At 52.0% G+C, this 20,504-nt stretch carries 19 protein-coding genes, 1 tRNA gene and 1 pseudogene; 8 read left to right on the plus strand and 13 right to left on the minus strand.

The genetic code is table 11. The features are described 5' to 3' along the window. Positions 1 to 84: 84 nt before the first annotated feature. The 3 genes from BUA44_RS07600 to dnaK all read right to left on the minus strand — a co-directional run bounded on the left by BUA44_RS07600 (position 85) and on the right by dnaK (position 3,931). Positions 85 to 687: a hypothetical protein gene (locus tag BUA44_RS07600; protein ID WP_072810463.1), complete on the minus strand. Its 603-nt coding sequence runs from the start codon at positions 685 to 687 to the stop codon at positions 85 to 87. Between the two features lie 86 nt (positions 688 to 773). Further along, complete coding sequence (gene dnaJ, locus BUA44_RS07605; protein WP_072810466.1) at positions 774 to 1,919, minus strand: molecular chaperone DnaJ; 1,146 nt, start codon at positions 1,917 to 1,919, stop codon at positions 774 to 776. A gap of 110 nt (positions 1,920 to 2,029) precedes the next feature. Next, positions 2,030 to 3,931 (minus strand): molecular chaperone DnaK, encoded by a 1,902-nt coding sequence (gene dnaK / locus BUA44_RS07610; RefSeq protein ID WP_072810468.1) that lies wholly within the window; start codon positions 3,929 to 3,931, stop codon positions 2,030 to 2,032. Between the two features lie 421 nt (positions 3,932 to 4,352). On the opposite strand from dnaK, the gene BUA44_RS15050 reads away from it, so the two are divergent. Continuing rightward, positions 4,353 to 5,486: an FISUMP domain-containing protein gene (locus tag BUA44_RS15050; RefSeq protein ID WP_178348768.1), complete on the plus strand. Its 1,134-nt coding sequence runs from the start codon at positions 4,353 to 4,355 to the stop codon at positions 5,484 to 5,486. 115 nt (positions 5,487 to 5,601) lie between these two features. Further along, positions 5,602 to 5,910, plus strand: a complete 309-nt coding sequence (locus BUA44_RS07625; RefSeq protein ID WP_072810475.1) for an LEPR-XLL domain-containing protein — start codon at positions 5,602 to 5,604, stop codon at positions 5,908 to 5,910. A 149-nt stretch (positions 5,911 to 6,059) separates the two neighbouring features. Here the strand turns inward: BUA44_RS07625 and BUA44_RS15670 are convergent, their stop codons facing one another. The 6 genes from BUA44_RS15670 to BUA44_RS15055 form a co-directional block, all read right to left on the minus strand. Then, positions 6,060 to 6,212 (minus strand): hypothetical protein, encoded by a 153-nt coding sequence (locus BUA44_RS15670; protein WP_178348769.1) that lies wholly within the window; start codon positions 6,210 to 6,212, stop codon positions 6,060 to 6,062. Positions 6,213 to 6,389: 177 nt separating this feature from the next. Continuing rightward, positions 6,390 to 6,653, minus strand: a complete 264-nt coding sequence (locus BUA44_RS07635; RefSeq protein WP_072810479.1) for a Txe/YoeB family addiction module toxin — start codon at positions 6,651 to 6,653, stop codon at positions 6,390 to 6,392. Then, the gene (locus BUA44_RS07640) at positions 6,653 to 6,916 is read right to left on the minus strand and encodes a type II toxin-antitoxin system RelB/DinJ family antitoxin (protein ID WP_072810481.1); all 264 of its coding nucleotides are present in this window, start codon (positions 6,914 to 6,916) and stop codon (positions 6,653 to 6,655) included. The genes BUA44_RS07635 and BUA44_RS07640 overlap by 1 nt, the downstream gene beginning before the upstream one ends. Positions 6,917 to 7,124: 208 nt before the next feature. Beyond that, positions 7,125 to 9,233 (minus strand): family 43 glycosylhydrolase, encoded by a 2,109-nt coding sequence (locus BUA44_RS07645; protein ID WP_072810483.1) that lies wholly within the window; start codon positions 9,231 to 9,233, stop codon positions 7,125 to 7,127. 408 nt (positions 9,234 to 9,641) lie between these two features. Then, positions 9,642 to 9,998, minus strand: a complete 357-nt coding sequence (locus BUA44_RS07650; RefSeq protein WP_072810485.1) for an LEPR-XLL domain-containing protein — start codon at positions 9,996 to 9,998, stop codon at positions 9,642 to 9,644. 114 nt (positions 9,999 to 10,112) lie between these two features. Continuing rightward, complete coding sequence (locus BUA44_RS15055) at positions 10,113 to 11,288, minus strand: FISUMP domain-containing protein (protein WP_178348770.1); 1,176 nt, start codon at positions 11,286 to 11,288, stop codon at positions 10,113 to 10,115. A 184-nt stretch (positions 11,289 to 11,472) separates the two neighbouring features. Between BUA44_RS15055 and BUA44_RS16135 the strand changes: the two are divergent. After that, positions 11,473 to 11,815, plus strand: a pseudogene (locus BUA44_RS16135) (cell filamentation protein Fic); the annotation flags it as partial. Positions 11,816 to 11,891: 76 nt separating this feature from the next. Here BUA44_RS16135 and BUA44_RS07670 read toward each other — a convergent pair. The 3 genes from BUA44_RS07670 to grpE form a co-directional block, all read right to left on the minus strand. Next, positions 11,892 to 12,275 carry a hypothetical protein gene (locus BUA44_RS07670; RefSeq protein ID WP_143151908.1) on the minus strand — a complete coding sequence of 128 codons (384 nt, stop codon included), beginning with the start codon at positions 12,273 to 12,275 and terminating at the stop codon, positions 11,892 to 11,894. A gap of 72 nt (positions 12,276 to 12,347) precedes the next feature. After that, on the minus strand, positions 12,348 to 12,737 hold the full coding sequence (locus BUA44_RS07675) for a PD-(D/E)XK nuclease family transposase (protein WP_072810494.1): 390 nt from the start codon (positions 12,735 to 12,737) through the stop codon (positions 12,348 to 12,350). Positions 12,738 to 12,968: 231 nt separating this feature from the next. Continuing rightward, positions 12,969 to 13,667 (minus strand): nucleotide exchange factor GrpE, encoded by a 699-nt coding sequence (gene grpE / locus BUA44_RS07680; protein ID WP_072810496.1) that lies wholly within the window; start codon positions 13,665 to 13,667, stop codon positions 12,969 to 12,971. 1,319 nt (positions 13,668 to 14,986) lie between these two features. On the opposite strand from grpE, the gene BUA44_RS07685 reads away from it, so the two are divergent. The 4 genes from BUA44_RS07685 (at position 14,987) to BUA44_RS07700 (ending at position 17,911) form a co-directional block, all read left to right on the plus strand. Continuing rightward, positions 14,987 to 15,640 carry a hypothetical protein gene (locus tag BUA44_RS07685; protein WP_072810499.1) on the plus strand — a complete coding sequence of 218 codons (654 nt, stop codon included), beginning with the start codon at positions 14,987 to 14,989 and terminating at the stop codon, positions 15,638 to 15,640. 11 nt (positions 15,641 to 15,651) lie between these two features. After that, entirely contained in the window at positions 15,652 to 17,337 is a 1,686-nt protein-coding gene (locus tag BUA44_RS07690) for a M3 family oligoendopeptidase (RefSeq protein WP_072810502.1), read from the plus strand. 138 nt (positions 17,338 to 17,475) lie between these two features. After that, positions 17,476 to 17,560, plus strand: a tRNA-Ser gene (locus BUA44_RS07695). Between the two features lie 24 nt (positions 17,561 to 17,584). Then, the gene (locus BUA44_RS07700) at positions 17,585 to 17,911 is read left to right on the plus strand and encodes a hypothetical protein (protein WP_072810504.1); all 327 of its coding nucleotides are present in this window, start codon (positions 17,585 to 17,587) and stop codon (positions 17,909 to 17,911) included. Positions 17,912 to 18,069: 158 nt separating this feature from the next. On the opposite strand, the gene BUA44_RS07705 is transcribed toward BUA44_RS07700, so the two are convergent. Beyond that, a complete protein-coding gene (locus BUA44_RS07705; protein ID WP_072810506.1) occupies positions 18,070 to 19,248 on the minus strand; it encodes an RICIN domain-containing protein in 1,179 nt (392 codons plus the stop codon). 196 nt (positions 19,249 to 19,444) lie between these two features. Here BUA44_RS07705 and BUA44_RS07710 point away from each other — a divergent pair, with 196 nt between their 5' ends. Next, positions 19,445 to 20,446, plus strand: a complete 1,002-nt coding sequence (locus BUA44_RS07710) for a class II fructose-bisphosphate aldolase (protein WP_072810508.1) — start codon at positions 19,445 to 19,447, stop codon at positions 20,444 to 20,446. Positions 20,447 to 20,504 lie beyond the last annotated feature (58 nt).

The raw sequence follows: 20,504 nt of genomic DNA on the forward strand, positions 1-20,504 counted from the left end.
AAAAGCAAATTTTTCCCATAAAAGAAAAATTTGCTACAACGCCTTATAAATCAAAGGGTTACGAGAAATTTAGGTACCCAAATGTCATATAGGCCCAAAATCACGGTCGAAGTTTTTCTCGAATCGTAATCCGCCGTCAATGAAAAATCCATAATGGCCTTCGGGGTGAATTTGAAGACGGACGCCAATGTCGTCTTGGAATGTAAAGCTTTCCTTGTGGATTCCCTTGGTAATCATTTCGGTTATAAGACGATGCTTGTTTACAAAGCCAAAATAATTGTTGGGCACTACCGGGAAATAGAGTGATCCATGTAATATAAATCCAATCACTTCTATAATTCGTAGGTACAGATCAATCGCAGTGAGCCCACACTTCGAAGTACAGGAGGAGTCTCTTGCTGAAGTTGCAAAAGGGAGTGCAAGGACTAAAAACGGTAATTGGAATATGGATTCGTCTGAGATAGCTTGAAAGCGATCTGTGAACCCAATTTGAAAACGAAAGATATCTATCCCCACTTCCATCCCATATTTTTCAAATGGTTGGAAATGCCATCCGTAACTTAAATCGCCAACGGGAGTGGTCCCTGTCAATGCCTGCGAATAACCACCTGATAAATAAACCCCATGTTCATTGCAAAAAGCGGATGTCGTCAAAAAGAGTAGGGCTATAATAAGGACTTTTTTCATATAAAACTTAAAATGTCATTTTAAAAATAATATAAAAAATCCCGGGCGTCGCAGCCCGGGATAATTTTTTACGATGAAATTGCGCGTCACTTGAACAGATTCTTCATCTTTTCAAGGAAGCTCTCTTCCTGCGCGGATTCCTTGTCGTGCCTGAGTTCCGCGAGTTTCTGGTAGAGTTCCTTCTCTTCGCGGCTCAAGTCCTTCGGGATTTCCACGCCGATGTTCACGTAGAGGCTTCCACGGTCGCCGCGCTTGTTCAGCGGGTACAGGCCCTGTTCACGCAGGCGCAAAATGCTTCCGGCCTGGGTGCCGGCAGCAATCTTGATCTGCACTTCGCCACCATCCAGCGTCGGGATACGCTGCGTTCCGCCAAGGACCAGCTTGTGGACCGGCACCTTGATTTCGCAGTGCAAATCGTCACCTTCGCGGCTGTAGAAGTCGTCGGGTTTTTCGGCAATCACAGCCAGCAAGTCGCCGCAGGCACCGCCACGGGGCCCGCAGTTGCCTTCGCCACGCAGGTTCAGGTACTGTCCTTCGGCAACGCCCGCCGGAATCTTGATGGAAATCTCTTCCGTTTCCTGCACACGGCCTTCGCCATGGCAGTTGCTACACGGTTTCGCGATAACTTCACCCGTACCGTTACAGGTGGGGCAGGCGCTCTCGGTAATCATCTGGAAGAATCCGCCTGTAGAGCGGCGCACACGACCCGTTCCATGACAAGTGCTGCATTCCTTGATGTCCTGGCCGCCCTTGCCGTTACATTCCGTACACGGCGTGTAGCGTTTCAGGCGAACCTTCTTGGTGCAACCCTCGAAGATTTCCTTGTAGCTGAGCGCCACCTTGATCTGCAAATCGTTTCCGCGCGGAGGCCCGGCCTTTCGTGAGCTCCTGCGGCCACCGCCGCCAAAGCCACCGAATCCGCCACCGAAAATATCGCCAAAGTTCGCGAAGATATCCTCGAAACTGAATCCCTGGCCGCCGAATCCGCCGCCACCAAAACCGCCACCGGGGGCGTTGAAGCCGAACTGGTCATACTGCTTACGCTTCTCGGGGTTGCTGAGCACGTCGTAGGCCTCGGCAGCCTCCTTGAACTTCTCTTCGGCTTCCTTGTCGCCCGGGTTCTTGTCCGGGTGGTACTTGATGGCAAGTTTCTTGTAGGCGTGCTTGATCTCGTCAGCACTCGCGTCCTTGCCGACGCCTAGAACTTCGTAATAATCTCTTTTTTCAGCCATTTTTGCGCTCGCTCTTTTTACGCAAAAAGGATTGCTCCCTAAAAGAGAGCCAATCCTTTCTGTATGAGGCCGATAACCGGCGACACACCGATTACCTGCCGTACGCTTAATTAGTCAACCACTTCCGCGTCGACGACTTCCGGACCGTCGCCCTTCTTGTCGTTCTTCGGCTGTTCAGAAGCGCCCGGCTGCGGACCCGGCTGAGCCTGGTTTGCACCGGCGGCCTGGGCCATGGAGCTGATCATGCCCTGGAGCTTGTCCATAGCGGCCTTGATCTCTTCCTTGGTGCCGTTGTCCTTCTTGGCCTTGATATCGTCGATGGCAGCCTGCAGCTGGCTCTTGGTGTCAGCCGGCAACTTGTCGCCAAATTCCTTGAGCTGACCTTCGGCCTGGTAAGCCATCTGTTCGGCCTGGTTCCTGATGTCCACCAGTTCGCGCTGTTCCTTGTCCTTGGCAGCGTTGGCTTCGGCATCCTTCACCATCTTGTTGATTTCGTCTTCGGAAAGGCCGCTGGAAGAAGTAATCTTGATGGACTGTTCCTTGCCGGTTTCCTTGTCCTTGGCGGACACGTGCACAATGCCGTTCGCGTCGATATCGAAGGTCACTTCGATCTGCGGCACGCCACGCGGCTTCTTCGGGAGGTCGGTCAAGTCGAACTTGCCGAGCGTACGGTTGTCGCGGGCAAATTCGCGTTCGCCCTGCAGCACGTGAATCGTCACGGCCGGCTGGTTGTCTTCGGCGGTAGAGAACACCTGGCTCTTCTTGGTCGGAATCGTGGTGTTACGGTCGATGAGCTTGGTCATCACGCCACCGAGGGTCTCGATACCCAGAGAAAGCGGGGTCACGTCGAGGAGCAACACGTCCTTCACGGAGGAGTCGCCGCTAAGCACGGCACCCTGGACGGCGGCACCGATAGCCACCACTTCGTCCGGGTTCACAGTCTTGTTCGGTTCCTTGCCGAAGAACTTCTTCACGGCTTCCTGAACGGCCGGAATACGGGTAGAACCACCGACGAGAATCACTTCGTCGATTTCGCTCATGGAGAGGCCGGAGTCGGCGATAGCCTTGCGGCACGGTTCCATGGAGCGTTCCACGAGGTGAGCGGTGAGCTGGTCAAACTTTGCACGGCTGAGCGTGAGGTCCAAGTGTTTCGGGCCCGAAGCGTCGGCAGTGATGAAGGGGAGGTTGATGTTCGTGGAAGTCGTGGCAGAAAGGTCGATCTTGGCCTTTTCGGCGGCGTCCTTCAAACGCTGCAGGGCCATCTTGTCCTTCTTCAGGTCGATGCCCGGATTGTCCTTCTTGAATTCGTCGTTGATCCAGTCGATAATCACTTCGTCGAAGTTGTCACCGCCGAGCATCGTATCGCCGTTGGTGGCCTTCACGCTGAACATGCCGTCGTCGATTTCCAGGATAGAGATATCGAACGTACCGCCACCGAGGTCATACACGGCGACCTTTTCGCTCTTCTTGGAGTCAAGACCGTAGGCAAGTGCAGCAGCCGTCGGTTCGTTCACGATACGCAGCACTTCGAGGCCTGCAATCTTGCCGGCGTCCTTCGTAGCCTGACGCTGGGAGTCGTTAAAGTAGGCAGGGACCGTAATCACGGCCTGCGTCACCGGCTGGCCCAGGTAGTCCTCGGCAATCTTCTTCATGGTCTGGAGAACCATGGCCGAGATCTCGGGAGGAGCGAACTGCTTGTCGTCCACCTGCACGCGCACCGGGTCAGAACCCGTGCCCACCAGCTTGTAGGGCATGTTCTTTTCGGCTGCGGAGCATTCGCCGGCCGTACGGCCCATGAAACGCTTGATGGAATATATTGTCTTTTCGGGGTTGGTGATGGCCTGGCGCTTTGCCACGTGACCCACCAGACGTTCGCCGTTCTTGCCGAAAGCGACAATGGACGGGGTGGTGCGGAAACCTTCCGCGTTAGCGATGACGACCGGCTTGCCGCCTTCCATCACGGACACGCAGCTGTTGGTCGTACCAAGGTCAATACCGATAATCTTGCTCATAATGAGTCTCCTATTTTTAAATTCTTGCCGCCCGCGAATCAATCTGAACGGGGCGATTTTTTACGCCCATACACAAGCAAAACCCGTGCCAAATGCTAATAACTGGCAAAAAACGGCCATTTCGTTTCGTTCTGAAACAACGAAAGCCTCTAAATCGGGGCAAAAAAGGCGTGTTTCATATTAAAACACTCTGTGTAGGAGGGGAGGGGGAGGCATCCCCCTGCCTTCAGCTGCATCGTCATGGCGGCCTAGAGCCGCCATCTCCTCGCATCTTCCGTCACCCCCTCGCCTAGGTGGCTCCGCCCCCTAATACCCCCGTTTTCCTCAATCTATCCAGCCTAAACGTCATGCCGCACTAGATGCGGCTCCTCCTATCTTTTCGAATAATGTATATTTCCGCAAAATGGAAGTTGGAGGACATATGAAGAAGTTTGGACTTTTGTCATCGTTAAAATGCGTTGGGCACATCGGTATGGTGTTCTTTATCGCAAGTATCTTTCTCTTGGCCGCCTGTGATGATGAGAGCAGTTTTGCCCCGCGCGACGACGAGTCGTCCAGCAGTATCGAAGACGTCACACCGCAGTCGAGCGAAGACGAGACAAGTGTGTCCAGTAGCTCTGCCAAGTCTTCTTCTTCAGTCAACGCGAAGTCGAGCGAATCAGCGAAGTCTTCTTCCAGTAGCGTCACACCGAAGTCGAGCGTGAGCGAGACAAGTGTGTCCAGTAGCAATGCAAAATCCAGCAGCAGTACGAAGTCTTCCTCGAGCGTTGCGTCTAGCAGTTCCGTGAAGTCCTCTTCCAGCGTTACACAGCAGTCCAGTAGCAGTGCGAAGTCTTCCTCGTCGGTGCCGTTGAGCAGTAGTGAATATGTGCCATTCGATCATACGGTAACTTTGGGTGAAATGAGAGACGAATATAAGAAGTTTACAGACGAGCGCAATGGCCGCACCTATTATTACCTCACCATAAGGGGCAAGAACTCGAAGGGAGAGCAGGATTCTGTGACTGTGATGGCAGAAAACTTGAATATTGGCAAGATGGTTGGTATTACAAAAGATCAGGCGGACGACGCGACAATTGAACGTTACTGCTATGATAGGGATACTACAAATTGCGATCGTTATGGTGGCCTCTACCAGTGGGCCGAGATGATGCAACTGCCGAGTGAATGCAACACCAAGAGCTGCGCCGATTTAATCCAGCCGAACCACCAGGGAATTTGCCCGGATGGCTGGCGCCTTTTGACTCAGGAAGATTTTTATATAGTGATTAATGCTGATGGCAACACGCATGGAATTGCGGGGGTCCGTTCTTCGTATGGATTTAACGGGTTCAATTCTACAGGTTATTCCCTCGTCGGCGCCGGTGTTGTTTGGGATCGTAGATGTGAAAGTATTCAACAAACTACCTATTGGTATTATCCTGAAGAATCTCCGACAAATCCTGATGAAAAAGTTCTTTCCGCAGCAACCTCATATTCTTCAACTGGTTTAAATGAATATAAAGTGCAGAAGCATCACGGTTTCTCCGTCCGCTGTACTAAGTTAGAGGAATAATCAAAAATTTTGAAAATAATTACAACGCACCCCGAGGTGCGCTGTAGTTGTTTTATCCTAAACGGAATTTTTCACAAATTCCACACGAAAAGTTTTAACTAAAAAGGCAAAAAACATGTCCAAGAACGTCAAGTCCAACAACAAGAACACCAAGAAATCCGCTTCCAAGTCCAAGAAGTCCACCCGCAATATCTATAAAATCGAGTCTCTCGAACCGCGCCTGATGATGGACGCCGAGCCGCTCGATTCGGCCCTCGAACCCAACCTTGACATAGAGCAGTTCGACTCGTACGTGGAGCAGATTGGCAATCTTTCGGATTCCATCGGTGAGAAGGCTGCCGAATCCCTTGGACAGTTCAACAAGATTGATTTTACCCAGTTCCATCTGGCGGACAAGGCCAATGCCGCTGTTGAAATGCCGTAAAAAGGCGCTTTTACAAAGAATTCGGCATTTTTCTTCCAAAAATACAAAACAGAATTAAACAAAAATACAAAACAAAACTTGACAATTTTACAAAACAAATTGTCTTAATTGGCAACCTTAGTGACCAACTAATTTTTTGGGGGGAGGGGCTAGAATTTCTTCCGAACGTCAGCAGCAGAAAGCCAGCCGCCCTGCTCGGCAGATCGTTCACCCTCGGCAAGAGCCTTCTGGAGTTGCATTTCTGACTGAAGAAAGTTGGCATATTCCTTTTCGAAAGTCCCTTTCTGCTTAGGGTCCGCCATAATCCTATCAAAGGTCGATGTTTGTTTTATCATGTTTCAAATCTATTTTCAGATTATCCTATTGTCAAGAGATTGGTTTTATCATGAAAAAAATCTTGCATTGAAGCTATCTCCGAACTCAAAAACGGAGCACCCGTAGCCGATGCAGAAGAATTCATCAAAAGATTGATGTAATCGTCAAACGTCTTCGTAATGTCCTTTGCACGAAAGGATATCGATGAACTCGCCGTTGATACGATAAATTAGCCGATTTGCGTCGTCGATTCTGCGGCTCCAGAATCCGCTGAGGTTGCCCTTCAATGCTTCGGGTTTTCCGATGCCTTCAAAATTGTTGCGTTCAATGTCTTTAACAAGCTGGTTAACTCTTTTTAGAGTCTTTTTGTCTTGTGTTTGCCAGTAGAGGTAGTCGTCCCAAGCTTTGTCTGACCAAATTTTCTTCATCAGTCATCTACCTCAATAAGTTCGTGTTCAACCCCCTTCCCGGCGTTGAGCTGTTCGATGCCTTTCTTGAGGGCTTCGATGTCGCTTGCGTTGTAGCGGGGGGAGGGCTCGCGGACTTCAAAGGGGATGCGGCGCTCGTTGATGACATTTTTCACGAACATGTAAATGGCGGCAGAAGTGGACAGCCCCACATTGCTGCAGAACTTGTCGAAGCTTTCTTTGTCCTTGCTGTCGATGCGTGCGGATATCGTTGCCTGTGCCATTTAATGCTCCTTTGTTACCTTACAAATATACATTTATTGACTGCAAAAAGCAATAATTTTTAATAAAAATACTGCAATTTTATTCAATATTCTGCAATTTGCGTAAAACTGCATTAAACATTGACGCTAAAAACCCCGGCCTTCTTTACGAGAGGTCGGGGCTTTTAAATGCGGGGGAGGCTGCGCGCGGTTTAAGATCCGCGGGAACTTATTCCCCGACTTGCAGTTTCAGGGTCTTTCCAGCGGGGTTGCGGACGACGTAGACGCCGCTCCCGAAGCCGGCGGTCTTGAGTCCGGCCTTGATGTCCATCAGCGATGCTCCGGCGTTCAGGCGGATGTTCCCGAGTTCGGAGCCCATCAGGTCGAATACCCTGTAGCTGCCCGCGGCCCTCGCGAAAGCATTTGCCATGCCCGCGGCTCCGGCGGCGATTTTCGGCACGATGCCCGTGGTCCCGTTGCGGATGTCTTCAGCGCTTCCTTCGCTTTCACCAAAGGCAATCCAGTCGAGGTTCACGTAGTCGCTTGTCACCATCACCTTGAGCACGTGCTCGCCCTCGGTGAGTTCCTTGGTGGTCGTTCCCTTGAAGGTGCCGTAGGAGTCGAAATCCCCGGTGCCCGTGAGCGCGAGCGTATCGGTAATCGGCTCGTCGTCCATGAACAGGCGCACGCCCGTGTTGTCCATGCCGCTTGCATAGCTGAGCTCGAAGGGGAGCTTCCCGCCGGCCTGCACGTTCACGGTGTATTCCAGCCATTCGCCCTTCTGCGTGTAGCCCACGGCAAATCCGTCGCCGTTCTTCACGATGTCCACGCGGTCTTCGCGGTATTCGCCGCCCTGGTTCTTGGTATCCACGTCGTAGTAGGCCTTGCCGGCACCGCCCACGTCGTAGTTCTCGAAGTCGATGAAGTTGGCCGTGCCCTCGACCTTCGCGCCCACAACCGGCAAATCACATTTTGCCTCGGGGTCGCTGAGTTTCGCCTTGCAGAACGGGCCCTGCGGAATGGAGGTCTTGCTGTCCTCGAATTCCCAGTAGTCCGCCTCGAAATCGCCCGCGAACACGAAGAACACGTCGTGCTTGCCGACCGCACCGGTCAGCGACACCGTCACCAGGCCGTCAGCGCTAAATTCCGCCTTGCCGACGATTTCGCCATCCACCTTGTCCAAGCGCACGGTGATGCTCGATGCCTTCTTGACGCTCAGCACCGACGCCGAGAAGCTTTCCGCGCCCGCGTCGCCGAATTCCACGCCGCTAATCTTGGTGTATTTTCCTTCGGAAAGGTTGGTGATGACCGTATTGCCGGCGCTACCGCTCTTACGGACCCTCACGTCTTCGCCCCACGACATGGTTTCCGCTTCCACGCGCTTGTACGGGTCGAAATCTTCCAGCTGAGCCACGCCATTGTCCGGCCAATAGTCAATTTTTTGAATCGTGCCGTCGGCGTTGTACTTCATTTCGGAAAGGCCGACAGAACGACGCTCCTTGTGTTGGTATTTCTGGCCCATTTTCTCGGACTTGTAACGCCAAAGTTCGTAATTCAGGCCGAAAACGTAGGATTTCCCCTTGAAATCGATGATACCCGGGTGGTTTCCGTTACTGCGCGAAGAATGCGGCATGATGTCGCCCTTGTAGGTCCAGGGGCCCGTAATCTTGTCGCTCATGGCATACCCGATACCTTCCGCGCAGCAGGTGGATGCGAAAGTCATGTAGTAATTGCTGCCGTGCTTATAGACCCATGGGCCTTCCTGATAATCCTTGATCTTGGGGTAGGTGACAATGGAGCCCTGAGTACTGGTCATGTCCTTATTCAACTTGATCATGTACAAATCGGGGTTGCCCCAGTACATGTAAGCCTGGCCGTCGTCGTCAATCCAGACGGTAGGGTCGATATCGTTCCAGTGCTCGCGCTGCCAGACCAGGGCCTTGTTCAAAGGTTCCTTGAAGGGGCCGTAAGGGTTGTCCGCCACCAAGACGGAAATGCCGTTGCCGTGAATGGGGACGTACATGAACCACTTGCCGTCGCGCTCGATGACCTGTTCCGCCCAGGCCCCGTTAGTCTTTGTGCTCCACTTGATGTCCCCAAGGCTTGCTACGGCACCGTGGCTGGTCCAGTTGACCATGTCCGTGGAAGTGTGCAGCAACCAGTCGTACATCATGAACCCGTCGGCATTGTCCTCGTCGTGGGTCGTGTACAGGTAAACCGTATCCCCATGAACGTAAGGCGCCGGGTCCGCCGTATAATTCGTCGTGATTACAATTTTCTGAGCGAAACCCGTACAGGCCAAGGCCAATACGGAAGAAACGAATAAGATATTTTTCATCTTAATCTCCAAACATTTTTTACACCAGAGATAAAGATATATCGCGAAAAGCCCCGCGGAACGCCCCGGGATTAACTTATCATTGACAATTTTACAAAGGTGGGGGAGGAATCCCCCTGCTTGCAGCCTTGCCCTTGTGTCATCCTGAGCGGAACGCAGTGGAGTCGAAGGATCTAGACCCGAATGTCATCCCCGCGCAGGCGGGGATCTTTTCAAGCAGGTCCAGACCTGCTTTTCATTAAAGAGTTTGCTTCGAGGACGGATTTACACACTCACACATTCACTTCGTTCGAGTGTTCGCTTTGTAAATCCCCCCCTCTCCGCAAAGAAACACGAATGTGGCTCCGGATTAAGGCTGTTTATCGCGGGAACGTTCCGAAGCAGGTACTGCGAAAGCCTCGTGACTAGTTAGTCCCATCGGCCTTCACGAATTGCGGGTACAGAATTAAACTGCGGGAAAATGTTTAAAACGGCAGCATTGGCCTTGTCCGCTAGATGGAACTGGGTAAAATCGATTTTATTGAACTGTCCAAGAGATTCGGCAGCCTTCTCACCGATGGAATCCGAAAGATTGCCAATCTGTTCTGCATATGAGTCAAACTGCTGTATGTCAAGGTTCGATTCGAGCGCCGGGTCCAGCGGTTCAGCATCCATCATCAGGCGCGGTTCGAGGGCCTCAATTTTGTAGTTGTTGCGGGAGGACTTCCTTGATTTAGAGGAGGACTTCTTGGCGGTCTTGTTGTTGGACTTGACGTTCTTGGACATGTTTTTGCCTTTTTAGTTAAAAATTTTCGTGTGGAATTTGACAAAAATTCCAACCAGGTTAAAATGACTACAGCGCACTTCAAGGTGCGTTGTAGTTATTTTGAAAATTTGTGGTTATTCTTCTAGCTTAACACAGCGGACAGAAAGACCGTTCGTTTTTAAAACTTCATAAGTAGTGAAGATATCACCCGAATTAGTTGTAGTCGAAGCGAAAGCTCTTTCATTTGCTAAAGAAGTCCCTTCTTCAGCATAAAACCAATGCGTCGCTGTTCCTATATTCTCTAGCCGACGATTCCAGACATATCCGGCGCCAGTCAGGGAATAGCCGGTGGAATTCTGTCCACCAAACACTTCGGAACGAACCCCTTTTATCCCATATTTATTGTTGTCCGCGTGAAGCACAATGTAAAAATCTTCCTGGGTCAAGAGCCGCCAGCCATCCGGACAGATTCCTTGATGATTTTCCTGAATAAGGTCAGCACAACTTTCAGTATTGCAACGGCTCGGCAACTGCATCATCTCTGCCCACTGGTAGAGACCTCCGTAGCGGTCGCAATTTGTGGTGTCCCTATCGTAACAGTAACGTTCAATCGTCGTATCGTCAGCCTGATCCTTTACATATGTAATCATTTTGCCGATATTGAGGTTCTCGGCCATTACGATCACGGAGTCTTCTTCTCCCTTAGAGTTCTTGCCCCTTATCGTAATGTAGTAGTAGCTGCGGCCATTGCGTTCATCGACAAAGGTCTTGTACTGATCCAAAAGTTCCACATTCAAAGGCCTCAAATGACTATAAGAAGAGCTACTACTCGACAAAGAAGAGGAAGACTTTGCCGAACTGCTGCTAGACTTTGCGCTCGACGAAGACTTTGCAGAACTGCTGCTAGACTTTGCGCTACTGCTGGATTCTTTGTTGCTTGAAGAGGACCGGAGATCCCCGCTCGAGGCGGGGATGACAGACGAGGAAGACTTCGCGCTGCTGCTGGATTTTGCACTGCTGCTGGATTCTTTATTGCTCGAAGAGGACTGGAGATCCCCGCTCGAGGCGGGGATGACAGAAGAAGAGGATTTCGCGCTACTGCTGGATTTTACACTGCTGCTGGATTCTTTGTTGCTCGAAGAGGACTTCGCGCTGGACGAAGAGTTCGACTTTACAGAGCTGCTGCTTGCATCGTCGCAGTCCTCGCAGACACTCGACGAGGAATCTTCCTCGGGCCGCACGAAACTGCTCTCGTCGTCTTCACAGGCGGCAAGCGCAAGCGTCAATGCAAGAGCAAACACAAGACGCACAGATCCTCGCCTGCGCGAGGATGACTGCAAAAATGCGGTTACCACACGACCAAATGGTGCTTTTCTATCGATAGACATACTCTTCGTTCCTTAAATCCTACACCCCAAATTTAGTTTATTTTCACACAAATTGTCCCCTCCGGCTATTGACAGGGGAGTTCAATTTATATATATTAGTGTTCAAATGAACAAAAATAGTCAAAAAATCAATCCCGTGTCTATCCGCAGTTCCGCTGCAGAATACTTGACTTATGTGGCTGCCGTGGGCGGTTCCGAACAGAGCGTCGAAATGCGTTACGAAGACGAAAACGTATGGCTCACGCAAAAAAATGATGGCGGAACTGTACGGGGTTAGCGTTCCGGCAATAAATCAGCATATCAAGAACATTCTCGAAGACGGCGAGCTGACTGAGGATTCAGTTATTAAGAAATACTTAATAACTGCTGGCGACGGGAAAAATTATCAGGCGAACCACTACAACCTCCAGATGATTATCGCCGTGGGGTTCAAGGTCAACAACGAGCGGGGGAGTCGCGCGGCTCCGGATGGTGCTAGGCGGACATGACATGTACAGAATCGGCGGCCTTTCGGCCGCCTTTATACTACAACTTGCCAAGATCGCGAAGCATTTTTTCGTACTTGTCAGCGCGAGCCTTTTCTGCACAGGCTTGTTCCCTAGCTTCGCTAAGGAGTTTTTCCGCTTCATTTGCACGCTTACGTTCAAGGTCCACGGCGATATCGATTTCCTGTTGCCAAGTCATATAGCGTTTCCTCGTTTCGTTGTCCGTCTGGTACCACTTCACCCAACGATCGACTTTTTCTGTTTCAGGAGAATTGGGTCGCCTTGTGGCGAAATACTCCATATATTGTCTGATTGATTGTTCGGCTACGTCGCGGTACTTAGTGAATATATAAAAATTTTTGAAGCAGAGATCGCCCAGTTCGATTTTAGGGTTGTCAACTTCAAGATTCTTGAACCTGTACACGGCGCGCCCCTGCCCGAAAATGTCCTCGGGACACAGGTATACAAGACTTAGCAACTTGTTGCTTAGTCGATGTTATCCCCTATGGGGAAACATGATGTAGAGTTCCTTCAGATTGTAGTAAACCTCGCCCTTGTTCAGCGCTTCGCTATCGCACATCGCCTGATAGTAGCGCGTTCTCTTGGGGATTTCCTTGTTGTCCTCCATCTGCATTTCGTTATCGAAACTGCGGAGGGTCTCTCCATTCGGCCCCGTTTCCTTGACAAAGACGTCGTAGCGGATCCCCTTGTAGAACGGACTTACATCGACGGTCTTTTCGGGCTCGGGATCCCGAAGTTCGTGAATCTTGATGCCAAGTACCGCTTCGAGGAAGGGCTTGGCAATTTCCTTGTGGCTAAATACCATAGCAAACATGAACCGGTCCGTAATGGGGAGCTGTTCAAAAGGTGTGCGTTTTGTTTCCATTGTTCGTTTAATGCAGGAACGCCCCTGCGCAGGCAAATAGAGTTGTCCCTATCTACCTATAAAACGGATTTAACCCCAAAATATGCCGAAAAACTTTGTTTACATACGTTTTTTTCAAATGTAGTGGAGTTTTCCCCTTTGAATATAAAAAAGCCCCGTCCATCGTTACGAGGTGTCGGGGTTTGCTAAATAGCGGGGGAGTGTCGCGCGGCTCCGGATGGCGGCGCGGGCTTATTTCCCGGAAGAGACGATGACTTTCGCTGTCTTCAAGATCTTGTTCTTGAGCTTGTAGCCCTTCTGGAACACGGTGACCACGTGGCCTTCGGGCACGGTCTCGCTGGGCTGCTGCATCAGGGCTTCGTGCATGTTCGGGTCGAATTCCGCGCCGGTCGGGTCGATTTGCTCGAGGCCCGCGTCGGTCAAAATCTTTGCGAACTGGTTGTAAATCATCTGCATGCCTTTTTCGAAGGCTTCCAAATCCTGGGCCTTGTTTTCGCTCGCGAAGGCGCGCTCGAAGTTGTCCTGCACTTCGGAGAGTTTTTCAAGGAGCTTGCCGTTCGCGGTCTCAATGAGTTCAAGCTGTTCCTTGGCGGTGCGGCGGCGGTAGTTGTCGAATTCGGCCATCAGGCGCAGGTTGCGGTCGTTTGCATCGGCGAGGGCGGCCTTGAGGGCGGCAGTCTCGGTTGCTGAGCTCGTCGAAGCATCGGCAGCGGGTTCCGCAGGCTGTTCGGCTGCGTCTGCAGCATTTTCAGCGGGGGCGTCGGAAGGCTCAGCGACCTTTTCTTCGGCCTGTGCGTCGGCCTTGTTCTCGCTTGGTGAGCCTGTCGAACCATCCATCTTCATTGCGTCTTCGGCGGCCTTGAGCACGTCATTCTCGAATTTTGCCTTTTCTTCTGCGGTCGGTTCCTGCTGATTCAAATCTTCTGCCATTTCAATACATTCCTATTTAATTGTCCGCCGGAATATTGCCCGCGGGACATCTGTTTTACATTTTCTGCGCAAAATGCACTTTTCGAATGCAAAGATAGCAAATTCCATGCCAAAGGTAAAGCAGGGGATTCCTGGGGAAAACGCAGGCTTTTTTGACTTTACATACTAAATGAAGGAAAAAAACATTTTGATATGTAAAATCAGCCTTAAAAGACAAAAAATTGCTTCTTTTTTCTCTAAAATCAGAAAAAAGATCTTTTTGAAGGCAAAAAATTGACAAAATGTCTCAATTTTTACATACCAGATAACCAAAATACAGCATTTGGTATGTAAGCCCCAAATTTATTTTTTGTAATTACATACCAAAGAGCTCGAAACGATAAGGTTGGTATGCAAAAATGAGGGTTTCAAAATAAAACGCCGCCCTTGAGCCTGGATCCTCAACATTCACTGGGGAATGGTGGCAAGAAGCGGCTGGCCTCCGTTCTCTGATTAAATTCTCAATATCTAGTTTACATAATCCGCATTATCGGCAACAACATAATGTCAAAATACAGGATATTTAACTAATTGTCACGACGTACTGCCGACTTCCACATGGTGCAAAATTGAGTTCCACGTAGGAACTGTCGGACGAGTTGGACCACGGACTGGCCGGAAACGGTCAAACACGTCCCAACGAGCGTGAACGTTTCATAGAATCCAGCGACATTTACAGACCGGCGCACAGTGCCTTATTTGCCGAAATTCGGCTAAAATCGGCAAATATCGCAACCTGGATACCGGTCACCAACATGTCAACCAATGGTATATGGTTGCTCCGTTTTGGGCACGTTTCTCGGCGCCGGTGAGGCGTTTGAGACGGGTGGAACTACGGTTTGCCACTAGATGGAACTCGGGCGTGCTACGAAACACTAATATTGTTCCGATGTACATCCGGTTTCCACATGGTGCACGATTGACTTCCAACTTCCGGGACTCCGATTGAATGTCCATAACTGCCCCGACAGTCACGACTCATTGCAGAGGGTTTTTCCTAGACAATACAGACCGGCGTACAGTGCCTTATTTGCCGAACTTCGGCTAAAAACGGCAAATATCGCAACCTGGATACCGGTCACCAACATGTCAACCAACGGTACATGGTTGCTTCGGTTTGGGGACGTTTCTCGGCGCCGGTGAGCCGTTTTCACCGGTGGAACTACGGTTTGCCACTAGGTGGAATTCGGGCGTGCTACGAAACATAATAACGCCAATCGCTGTACATTCCGAGCCTGCAACACGATAAGTATATGTCCTTTTTGTTATATTGTTGAAAAATGAAGAAAATCGCCACAATCGCCTGCCTTTTGCTCATCGCCGTCGCCCTGATGGACGGCTGCGCCGTGACGCGCAAACTCGACGCGGCGAGCATCATGCGCAACATGAAGGTGGATTTCCGGCAGATTACGCTCGACTCGGTGGAAATCCGTCCCGACATCGTCGAGCAGCTCGGCGGAGCGATTGTCGGAGGAATCCTGCCGAACCCGAATGTCGTCGCGTTCGTGCAGAACCTCGCGAAGGGCATCGTCAACATCGATCTCGGGTACGCATACCTGGGCGTCGTCCTCGACGTGAAAAATTCCGACGTCGATACACTCTGGCTGCGTGACTTTACCGCACACGTATCGCTCGACACGCTCATGGACCTGCCGCTCGAACTGAAGGATTCCGTCACGCTTATCCCCGGCGAGAACAAGGTACGGCTTTCCACGCGCCTCCCGCTGGACAAGAGAATTTTCAAATTCAAAGAAATCAAGGAAGTCAAGGCCACTGGCAAGCTTGTTGTGGCGCTCGGCCCGGAAGGCGAATCCGTGCCTTTTGACTTCAACGATTCCCGCACGATTTCGCACGAAGAAATGGTCGCCATTGAAGACAACGTAAGGCAGACCATCCTGAACAGTATATTGAAAGACTGGGTCGGCGGGCTTTAACCGGAGGAAAAATGAACCGCACGTATGTTCCCGAAAACTTGAACGTCGATGACACCCACGAGGTTTCTAAACTTTACAGGCACCTGCTGCAGCGCGAGATTCCCGTAGATTCCGCGAAACTCCGCCAGTGGATTCTGGACTGGAGCGAACTTGAATCGGTGCTCGGCGAAGTGAGCTGCCGCCGCTACGTGGCGATGACCTGCAATACCGCCGACGAGAAAGCCGCCAAGGCCTACACGGACTTTGTCGAAAACATCCAGCCCATCATGAACGAGTACGACGACAAGCTGAACAAGAAGCTCGTCGCCCACCCGGCAAAGGATGCGCTCCAGGGCGAATTTGGCGAGTGGTTCAAGGGCGTGCAGGTTTCTCTGGACCTGTTCTCCCCCGACAATATCGCGCTCGAGACCGAAGAGAACAAGGAAATCCAGGCGTACCAGAAGATTACCGGCGGCATGAGCGTCGAATTTGACGGCGAAACCAAGACAATGCAGCAGATGGCCGCCTACATGGAACGCACGGACCGCGAGCTGCGTGAACATGCCTGGCGCACGATGTGGGAACGCCGCCTCCAAGACAAAGACGCGCTCGACAAGTCGTTCGACAACCTGTTTGCAATCCGCAAGCAGGTGGCAAAAAACGCACATTGCAAGGACTTCATCGACTACATTTTCCTCGCAAAGCACCGCTTCGACTACTCCCCTGCCGACTGCGAGGCCTTCCACGAGAGCATCGAGAAACTGGTCCTCCCCCTCCAGAAGGAGATATACAAGAAGCGCGCGCAGAAGATGGGCCTTGAACGCCTGCGCCCGTGGGACTTGAACGTAGACCCGCTGGACCGCGCCCCGCTCAAGCCGTACAGCACCGGCGACGAACTCATCGAGAAGGTAGACCAGATTTTCGAGAGCATCCACCCGCAGGCTGGCAAGTGGGCCCGCGAGATGCAGGCGAAAAAACTCATCGACCCGGATTCCAGGCTCGGCAAGGCTCCGGGTGGCTACCAGATTGGTTTTGACGAGAGCCGCCTCCCCTTCATCTTCATGAATTCGGCCTGCACGGACCGCGATATCTACACGCTGCTGCACGAATCAGGGCACTCGTTCCACCAGTTCGCGCTTGCGGACCAGCCGATTTTCCCGTACCGCGACGTACCCGCAGAATTTGCCGAAGTCGCGAGCATGAGCATGGAACTCATCGGCATGTCGAACCTCAAGCCCTTCTATGGCAATGACCGCGAGGCGATCGAGCGCAGCACAATCGGCGAACTCGAAGACGTTATATGGCTCTTCCCGTGGGTCGCGAGCGTCGACAGCTTCCAGCACAGGCTCTACAACTTCCCCGAGCATTCGGCGAGCGACCGCAGCGATATATGGACCGAAATCATGGACCGTTACGATGCGGGCGTGGACTACACCGGGCTCGAGGCCGTGCGCCGCAACCTCTGGCAGAAGCAGCTCCACATTTTCGAGTGCCCGTTCTACTACATCGAGTACGGGATTGCCCAGATTGGGGCCCTGCAGGTGTGGGCGAATTTCAAGAAAGACCCGAAAAAGGCAATCGACGACCTGTTCCGTGCCGAAAGTCTCGGTAGTAGCCGCCCCGTGAAGGAACTCTTCGAGGCCGCAAATATCAAGTTCGACTTCTCCCCCAGGACGCTTGAACCGCTCATGCAGGTCGTCTGGGATGAACTGAACTAGACGAAAGAACGCCCCACCGAAGGTGGGACTTTAGACGAAAGACGAAAGAAATATCTTTTTTTTCGCAAATTTTTGCAAAAAATGGCCAAAATCGGTTGACAAGAGCCAAAAATCAATCTATATTTGGCCTCACATCCTGGAGGGATGGCCGAGTGGTTGAAGGCGCACGCTTGGAAAGCGTGTTTACTTTACGGTAACGAGGGTTCGAATCCCTCTCCCTCTTCTAAAATTTTTCGGAGGTACCCCGATGTCCGATCAGAGAGTCTATCTTGACGATATCTACGCAAGCAAGGAATGCGAAGGTTCTGTGTTCCGCGCTGTCGTGATGATGGCCCAGGAAGCACGTTTCGTGAACAACCAGGCCAGCCAGGGTTACATCCACCTGAACAAAAAGCCGACCACGATTGCCATGTACAAGTTCAAGGAAGGCAAGCTCTCCATGACGGAAAAGAAGAACAACGACGTGACTGAAGAAGCCGTTGCCGCCGCTCAGGAAGCTGCACAGGCCGAAGCCGCCGCACCGGAAAACATCGCTGAAAATGCCGCTGCCGCAGATGCAGCCTTCGGCGTGTAATCAACTCGCGACAAACTTTTAGAAAACGGCTCCACTCGAGCCGTTTTTTTTGTATGAGGGTAAGCACCGAAGGTGCCAGTGGACACTTTTGTCGCTACGCGACTGCGGTGTGACGTTTTACTTCTGGAAAAAAAACTACGTGTTTCGCGGATGCGAGTCTACTTCTGGAAAAGGACCTTATGCGTATTGCGGTTGCGGCCGAGGGTTTGCCCGCGGACACTCCTCCCCTTCAGGTCGAACGTCCTGGTCGGCGCAGCCTGCAGCTGAATGTCGCGGATACGGACAATCCTCGTTATCGACGTATCAGTCTTGCTCGTGTCAGAAGTATCGGGAGCGACGACGCTCGTATCGCCTGCAGAAGACGTATCGGGCTTCATGCCCACCTCCTCGAGTTGCCAGATGAAGGATTCGTCGCGGTCTACCTTGCGGTTCTGCTGTACCTGCGTGCCTACCGCCTGCAGGTAGAGCCCGCTCTTGTAATTCTTGAGCAAGAAGGCATTCGGCGTATTGATTCCGGCATCATCGAAGGTATAACGCTGGTGCGCCCCACCGTTGTAGCCGTAGGTCGAGGCAACAATGCCAGCGGCCGTAGATTCGTTAGGGATATCCACGACGCGGCTCCCGAGCTGAATGTAGTATGTAACGGGGTTATCGCCCACTGAGAAAATCTTCACGAAAGTCGCCGCATCGCTACAATCCATGAGTTCGAGCGCATTGCTGGCCGTAATTCCCATGCATTTCTTTGTTTCGCCGAGGGACTTGATCCTCCCCTCCTTGTAGAACGCCACCTTGAACAGCTGCTGGTAAATGGTCTCCACGAGAATCACGTGGTTGATCAGGTCCTTTTCGGACTTGGCCTCGCTCGCCTGGTTCAGACCATACGGCCATATATGCTGACGGTCGCAATGAAGTTCCGCATTCGGGCCGTCCATTTCGCGGAGTTTCGCCTGCACCTTGTCGTCCCTGAACACCCCGTCCACGCACGTTGCAGCATATTCCGATGTGGTTCCGACTCCAAGCGTGTGCGCCATCTCATGCATGGCCGTGGGCACCACCATGTAGCTGCGGTTCTCTCCAAACCGGAGGTCGCCGTTGCTGCTCGCCTCGGCCGTGGGCACGCCCGGCGCGTAGTAAACGTTGATGAACTTCGAAAGGTTCGAGTAGGTGTTGTAGAGCTTGACCGCCGAATCCATCACGGTCGTAATGCGCTTGTAGGCGTCCTGCTCGTCGGCAGTCGGGTTTGCGGACTTGTGGAGCGTGTAGGTGACCTCGGCATGCGAAGACACAGCCATAAGGGCAATGGCCAACACCGCTAGCAGGCTTCTCTCGAAAAGCATAGATACTCCTTAAAACCAGACACCTCTTTTAATATACATTCCTGCCGCTCGTCCCGCAAGTAAAAACCGAAAAATCGGACGGGCATGCGCAGAACGGCGACGAAATTGGTGGACAAAACAGGGTGAAAATGCTATCTTTAGCCCCGTAACTTTTAACCGGCGATGCAAGTCGCCAAAGAATCAAGAGGTAAAACAAATGGCAGTTTCTTACAAGGAACTCGGCCTGGTGAACACCAGGGAAATGTTTGCAAAGGCTGTTAAGGGTGGCTACGCCATCCCGGCTTTCAACTTCAACACCATGGAACAGATGCAGGCCATCGTGCAGGCCGCCGTTGAAACCAAGTCTCCGGTGATCATGCAGGTCTCTAAGGGTGCCCGCAACTACGCCAACGGCACCATCCTCCGCTACATGGCCCAGGGTGCTGTTGAATACGCCAAGGAACTCGGCTGCGCCAATCCGCAGATCGTGCTCCACCTCGACCACGGTGACTCTTTCGAACTCTGCAAGGACTGCATCGACAACGGTTTCTCTTCCGTGATGATCGACGGTTCTGCTCTTCCGTACGAAGAAAACATCGCCCTCACCAAGAAGGTTGTTGAATACGCTCACCAGCACGACGTGACCGTCGAAGCTGAACTCGGCGTGCTCGCCGGTGTGGAAGACGAAGTTGCTTCTGAAGTTTCTCACTACACCAAGCCGGAAGAAGTGATCGACTTCGCTACCCGTACGGGCTGCGACTCCCTCGCTATCTCCATCGGTACCAGCCACGGCGCTTACAAGTTCAAGCCGGAACAGTGCACTCGCGACCCGAAGACTGGCAAGCTCGTTCCGCCTCCCCTGGCATTCGACGTGCTCCACGCCATCGAAAAAAAGCTCCCGGGCTTCCCGATCGTGCTCCACGGTTCTTCTTCCGTGCCGCAGGACGAAGTGGACACCATCAACGCCCACGGTGGCAAGCTCCCGGATGCAGTCGGTATTCCGGAAGAACAGCTCCGCGAAGCTTCTCGCTCTGCTGTCTGCAAGATCAACATCGACTCTGACAGCCGTCTCGCCATGACTGCCGCTATCCGTAAGTATTTCGACGAACATCCGGAACACTTCGACCCGCGCCAGTACCTCAAGCCGGCTCGTGAAAACATGAAGAAGATGTACATGCACAAGATCGTTGACGTTCTTGGTTCCAACGACAAGCTGTAATGAGACCGCTCGGGCTAGAATCTGTACAACAAGTACAGGGCTGGCCCTCGCTCTCGCA

Origin of the sequence: Fibrobacter sp. UWR3 (assembly GCF_900143055.1) — a bacterium.
Lineage (GTDB): Bacteria > Fibrobacterota > Fibrobacteria > Fibrobacterales > Fibrobacteraceae > Fibrobacter.

What these genes read in the sequence shown, in the direction of transcription:
- BUA44_RS07600 (WP_072810463.1), bottom strand. Translation starts at nt 687, where the DNA reads ATGAAAAAAGTCCTTATTATAGCCCTACTCTTTTTGACGACATCCGCT.
- dnaJ (WP_072810466.1), bottom strand. Translation starts at nt 1,919, where the DNA reads ATGGCTGAAAAAAGAGATTATTACGAAGTTCTAGGCGTCGGCAAGGAC.
- dnaK (WP_072810468.1), bottom strand. Translation starts at nt 3,931, where the DNA reads ATGAGCAAGATTATCGGTATTGACCTTGGTACGACCAACAGCTGCGTG.
- BUA44_RS15050 (WP_178348768.1), top strand. Translation starts at nt 4,353, where the DNA reads ATGAAGAAGTTTGGACTTTTGTCATCGTTAAAATGCGTTGGGCACATC.
- BUA44_RS07625 (WP_072810475.1), top strand. Translation starts at nt 5,602, where the DNA reads ATGTCCAAGAACGTCAAGTCCAACAACAAGAACACCAAGAAATCCGCT.
- BUA44_RS15670 (WP_178348769.1), bottom strand. Translation starts at nt 6,212, where the DNA reads ATGGCGGACCCTAAGCAGAAAGGGACTTTCGAAAAGGAATATGCCAAC.
- BUA44_RS07635 (WP_072810479.1), bottom strand. Translation starts at nt 6,653, where the DNA reads ATGAAGAAAATTTGGTCAGACAAAGCTTGGGACGACTACCTCTACTGG.
- BUA44_RS07640 (WP_072810481.1), bottom strand. Translation starts at nt 6,916, where the DNA reads ATGGCACAGGCAACGATATCCGCACGCATCGACAGCAAGGACAAAGAA.
- BUA44_RS07645 (WP_072810483.1), bottom strand. Translation starts at nt 9,233, where the DNA reads ATGAAAAATATCTTATTCGTTTCTTCCGTATTGGCCTTGGCCTGTACG.
- BUA44_RS07650 (WP_072810485.1), bottom strand. Translation starts at nt 9,998, where the DNA reads ATGTCCAAGAACGTCAAGTCCAACAACAAGACCGCCAAGAAGTCCTCC.
- BUA44_RS07675 (WP_072810494.1), bottom strand. Translation starts at nt 12,737, where the DNA reads ATGGAAACAAAACGCACACCTTTTGAACAGCTCCCCATTACGGACCGG.
- grpE (WP_072810496.1), bottom strand. Translation starts at nt 13,667, where the DNA reads ATGGCAGAAGATTTGAATCAGCAGGAACCGACCGCAGAAGAAAAGGCA.
- BUA44_RS07685 (WP_072810499.1), top strand. Translation starts at nt 14,987, where the DNA reads ATGAAGAAAATCGCCACAATCGCCTGCCTTTTGCTCATCGCCGTCGCC.
- BUA44_RS07690 (WP_072810502.1), top strand. Translation starts at nt 15,652, where the DNA reads ATGAACCGCACGTATGTTCCCGAAAACTTGAACGTCGATGACACCCAC.
- BUA44_RS07700 (WP_072810504.1), top strand. Translation starts at nt 17,585, where the DNA reads ATGTCCGATCAGAGAGTCTATCTTGACGATATCTACGCAAGCAAGGAA.
- BUA44_RS07705 (WP_072810506.1), bottom strand. Translation starts at nt 19,248, where the DNA reads ATGCTTTTCGAGAGAAGCCTGCTAGCGGTGTTGGCCATTGCCCTTATG.
- BUA44_RS07710 (WP_072810508.1), top strand. Translation starts at nt 19,445, where the DNA reads ATGGCAGTTTCTTACAAGGAACTCGGCCTGGTGAACACCAGGGAAATG.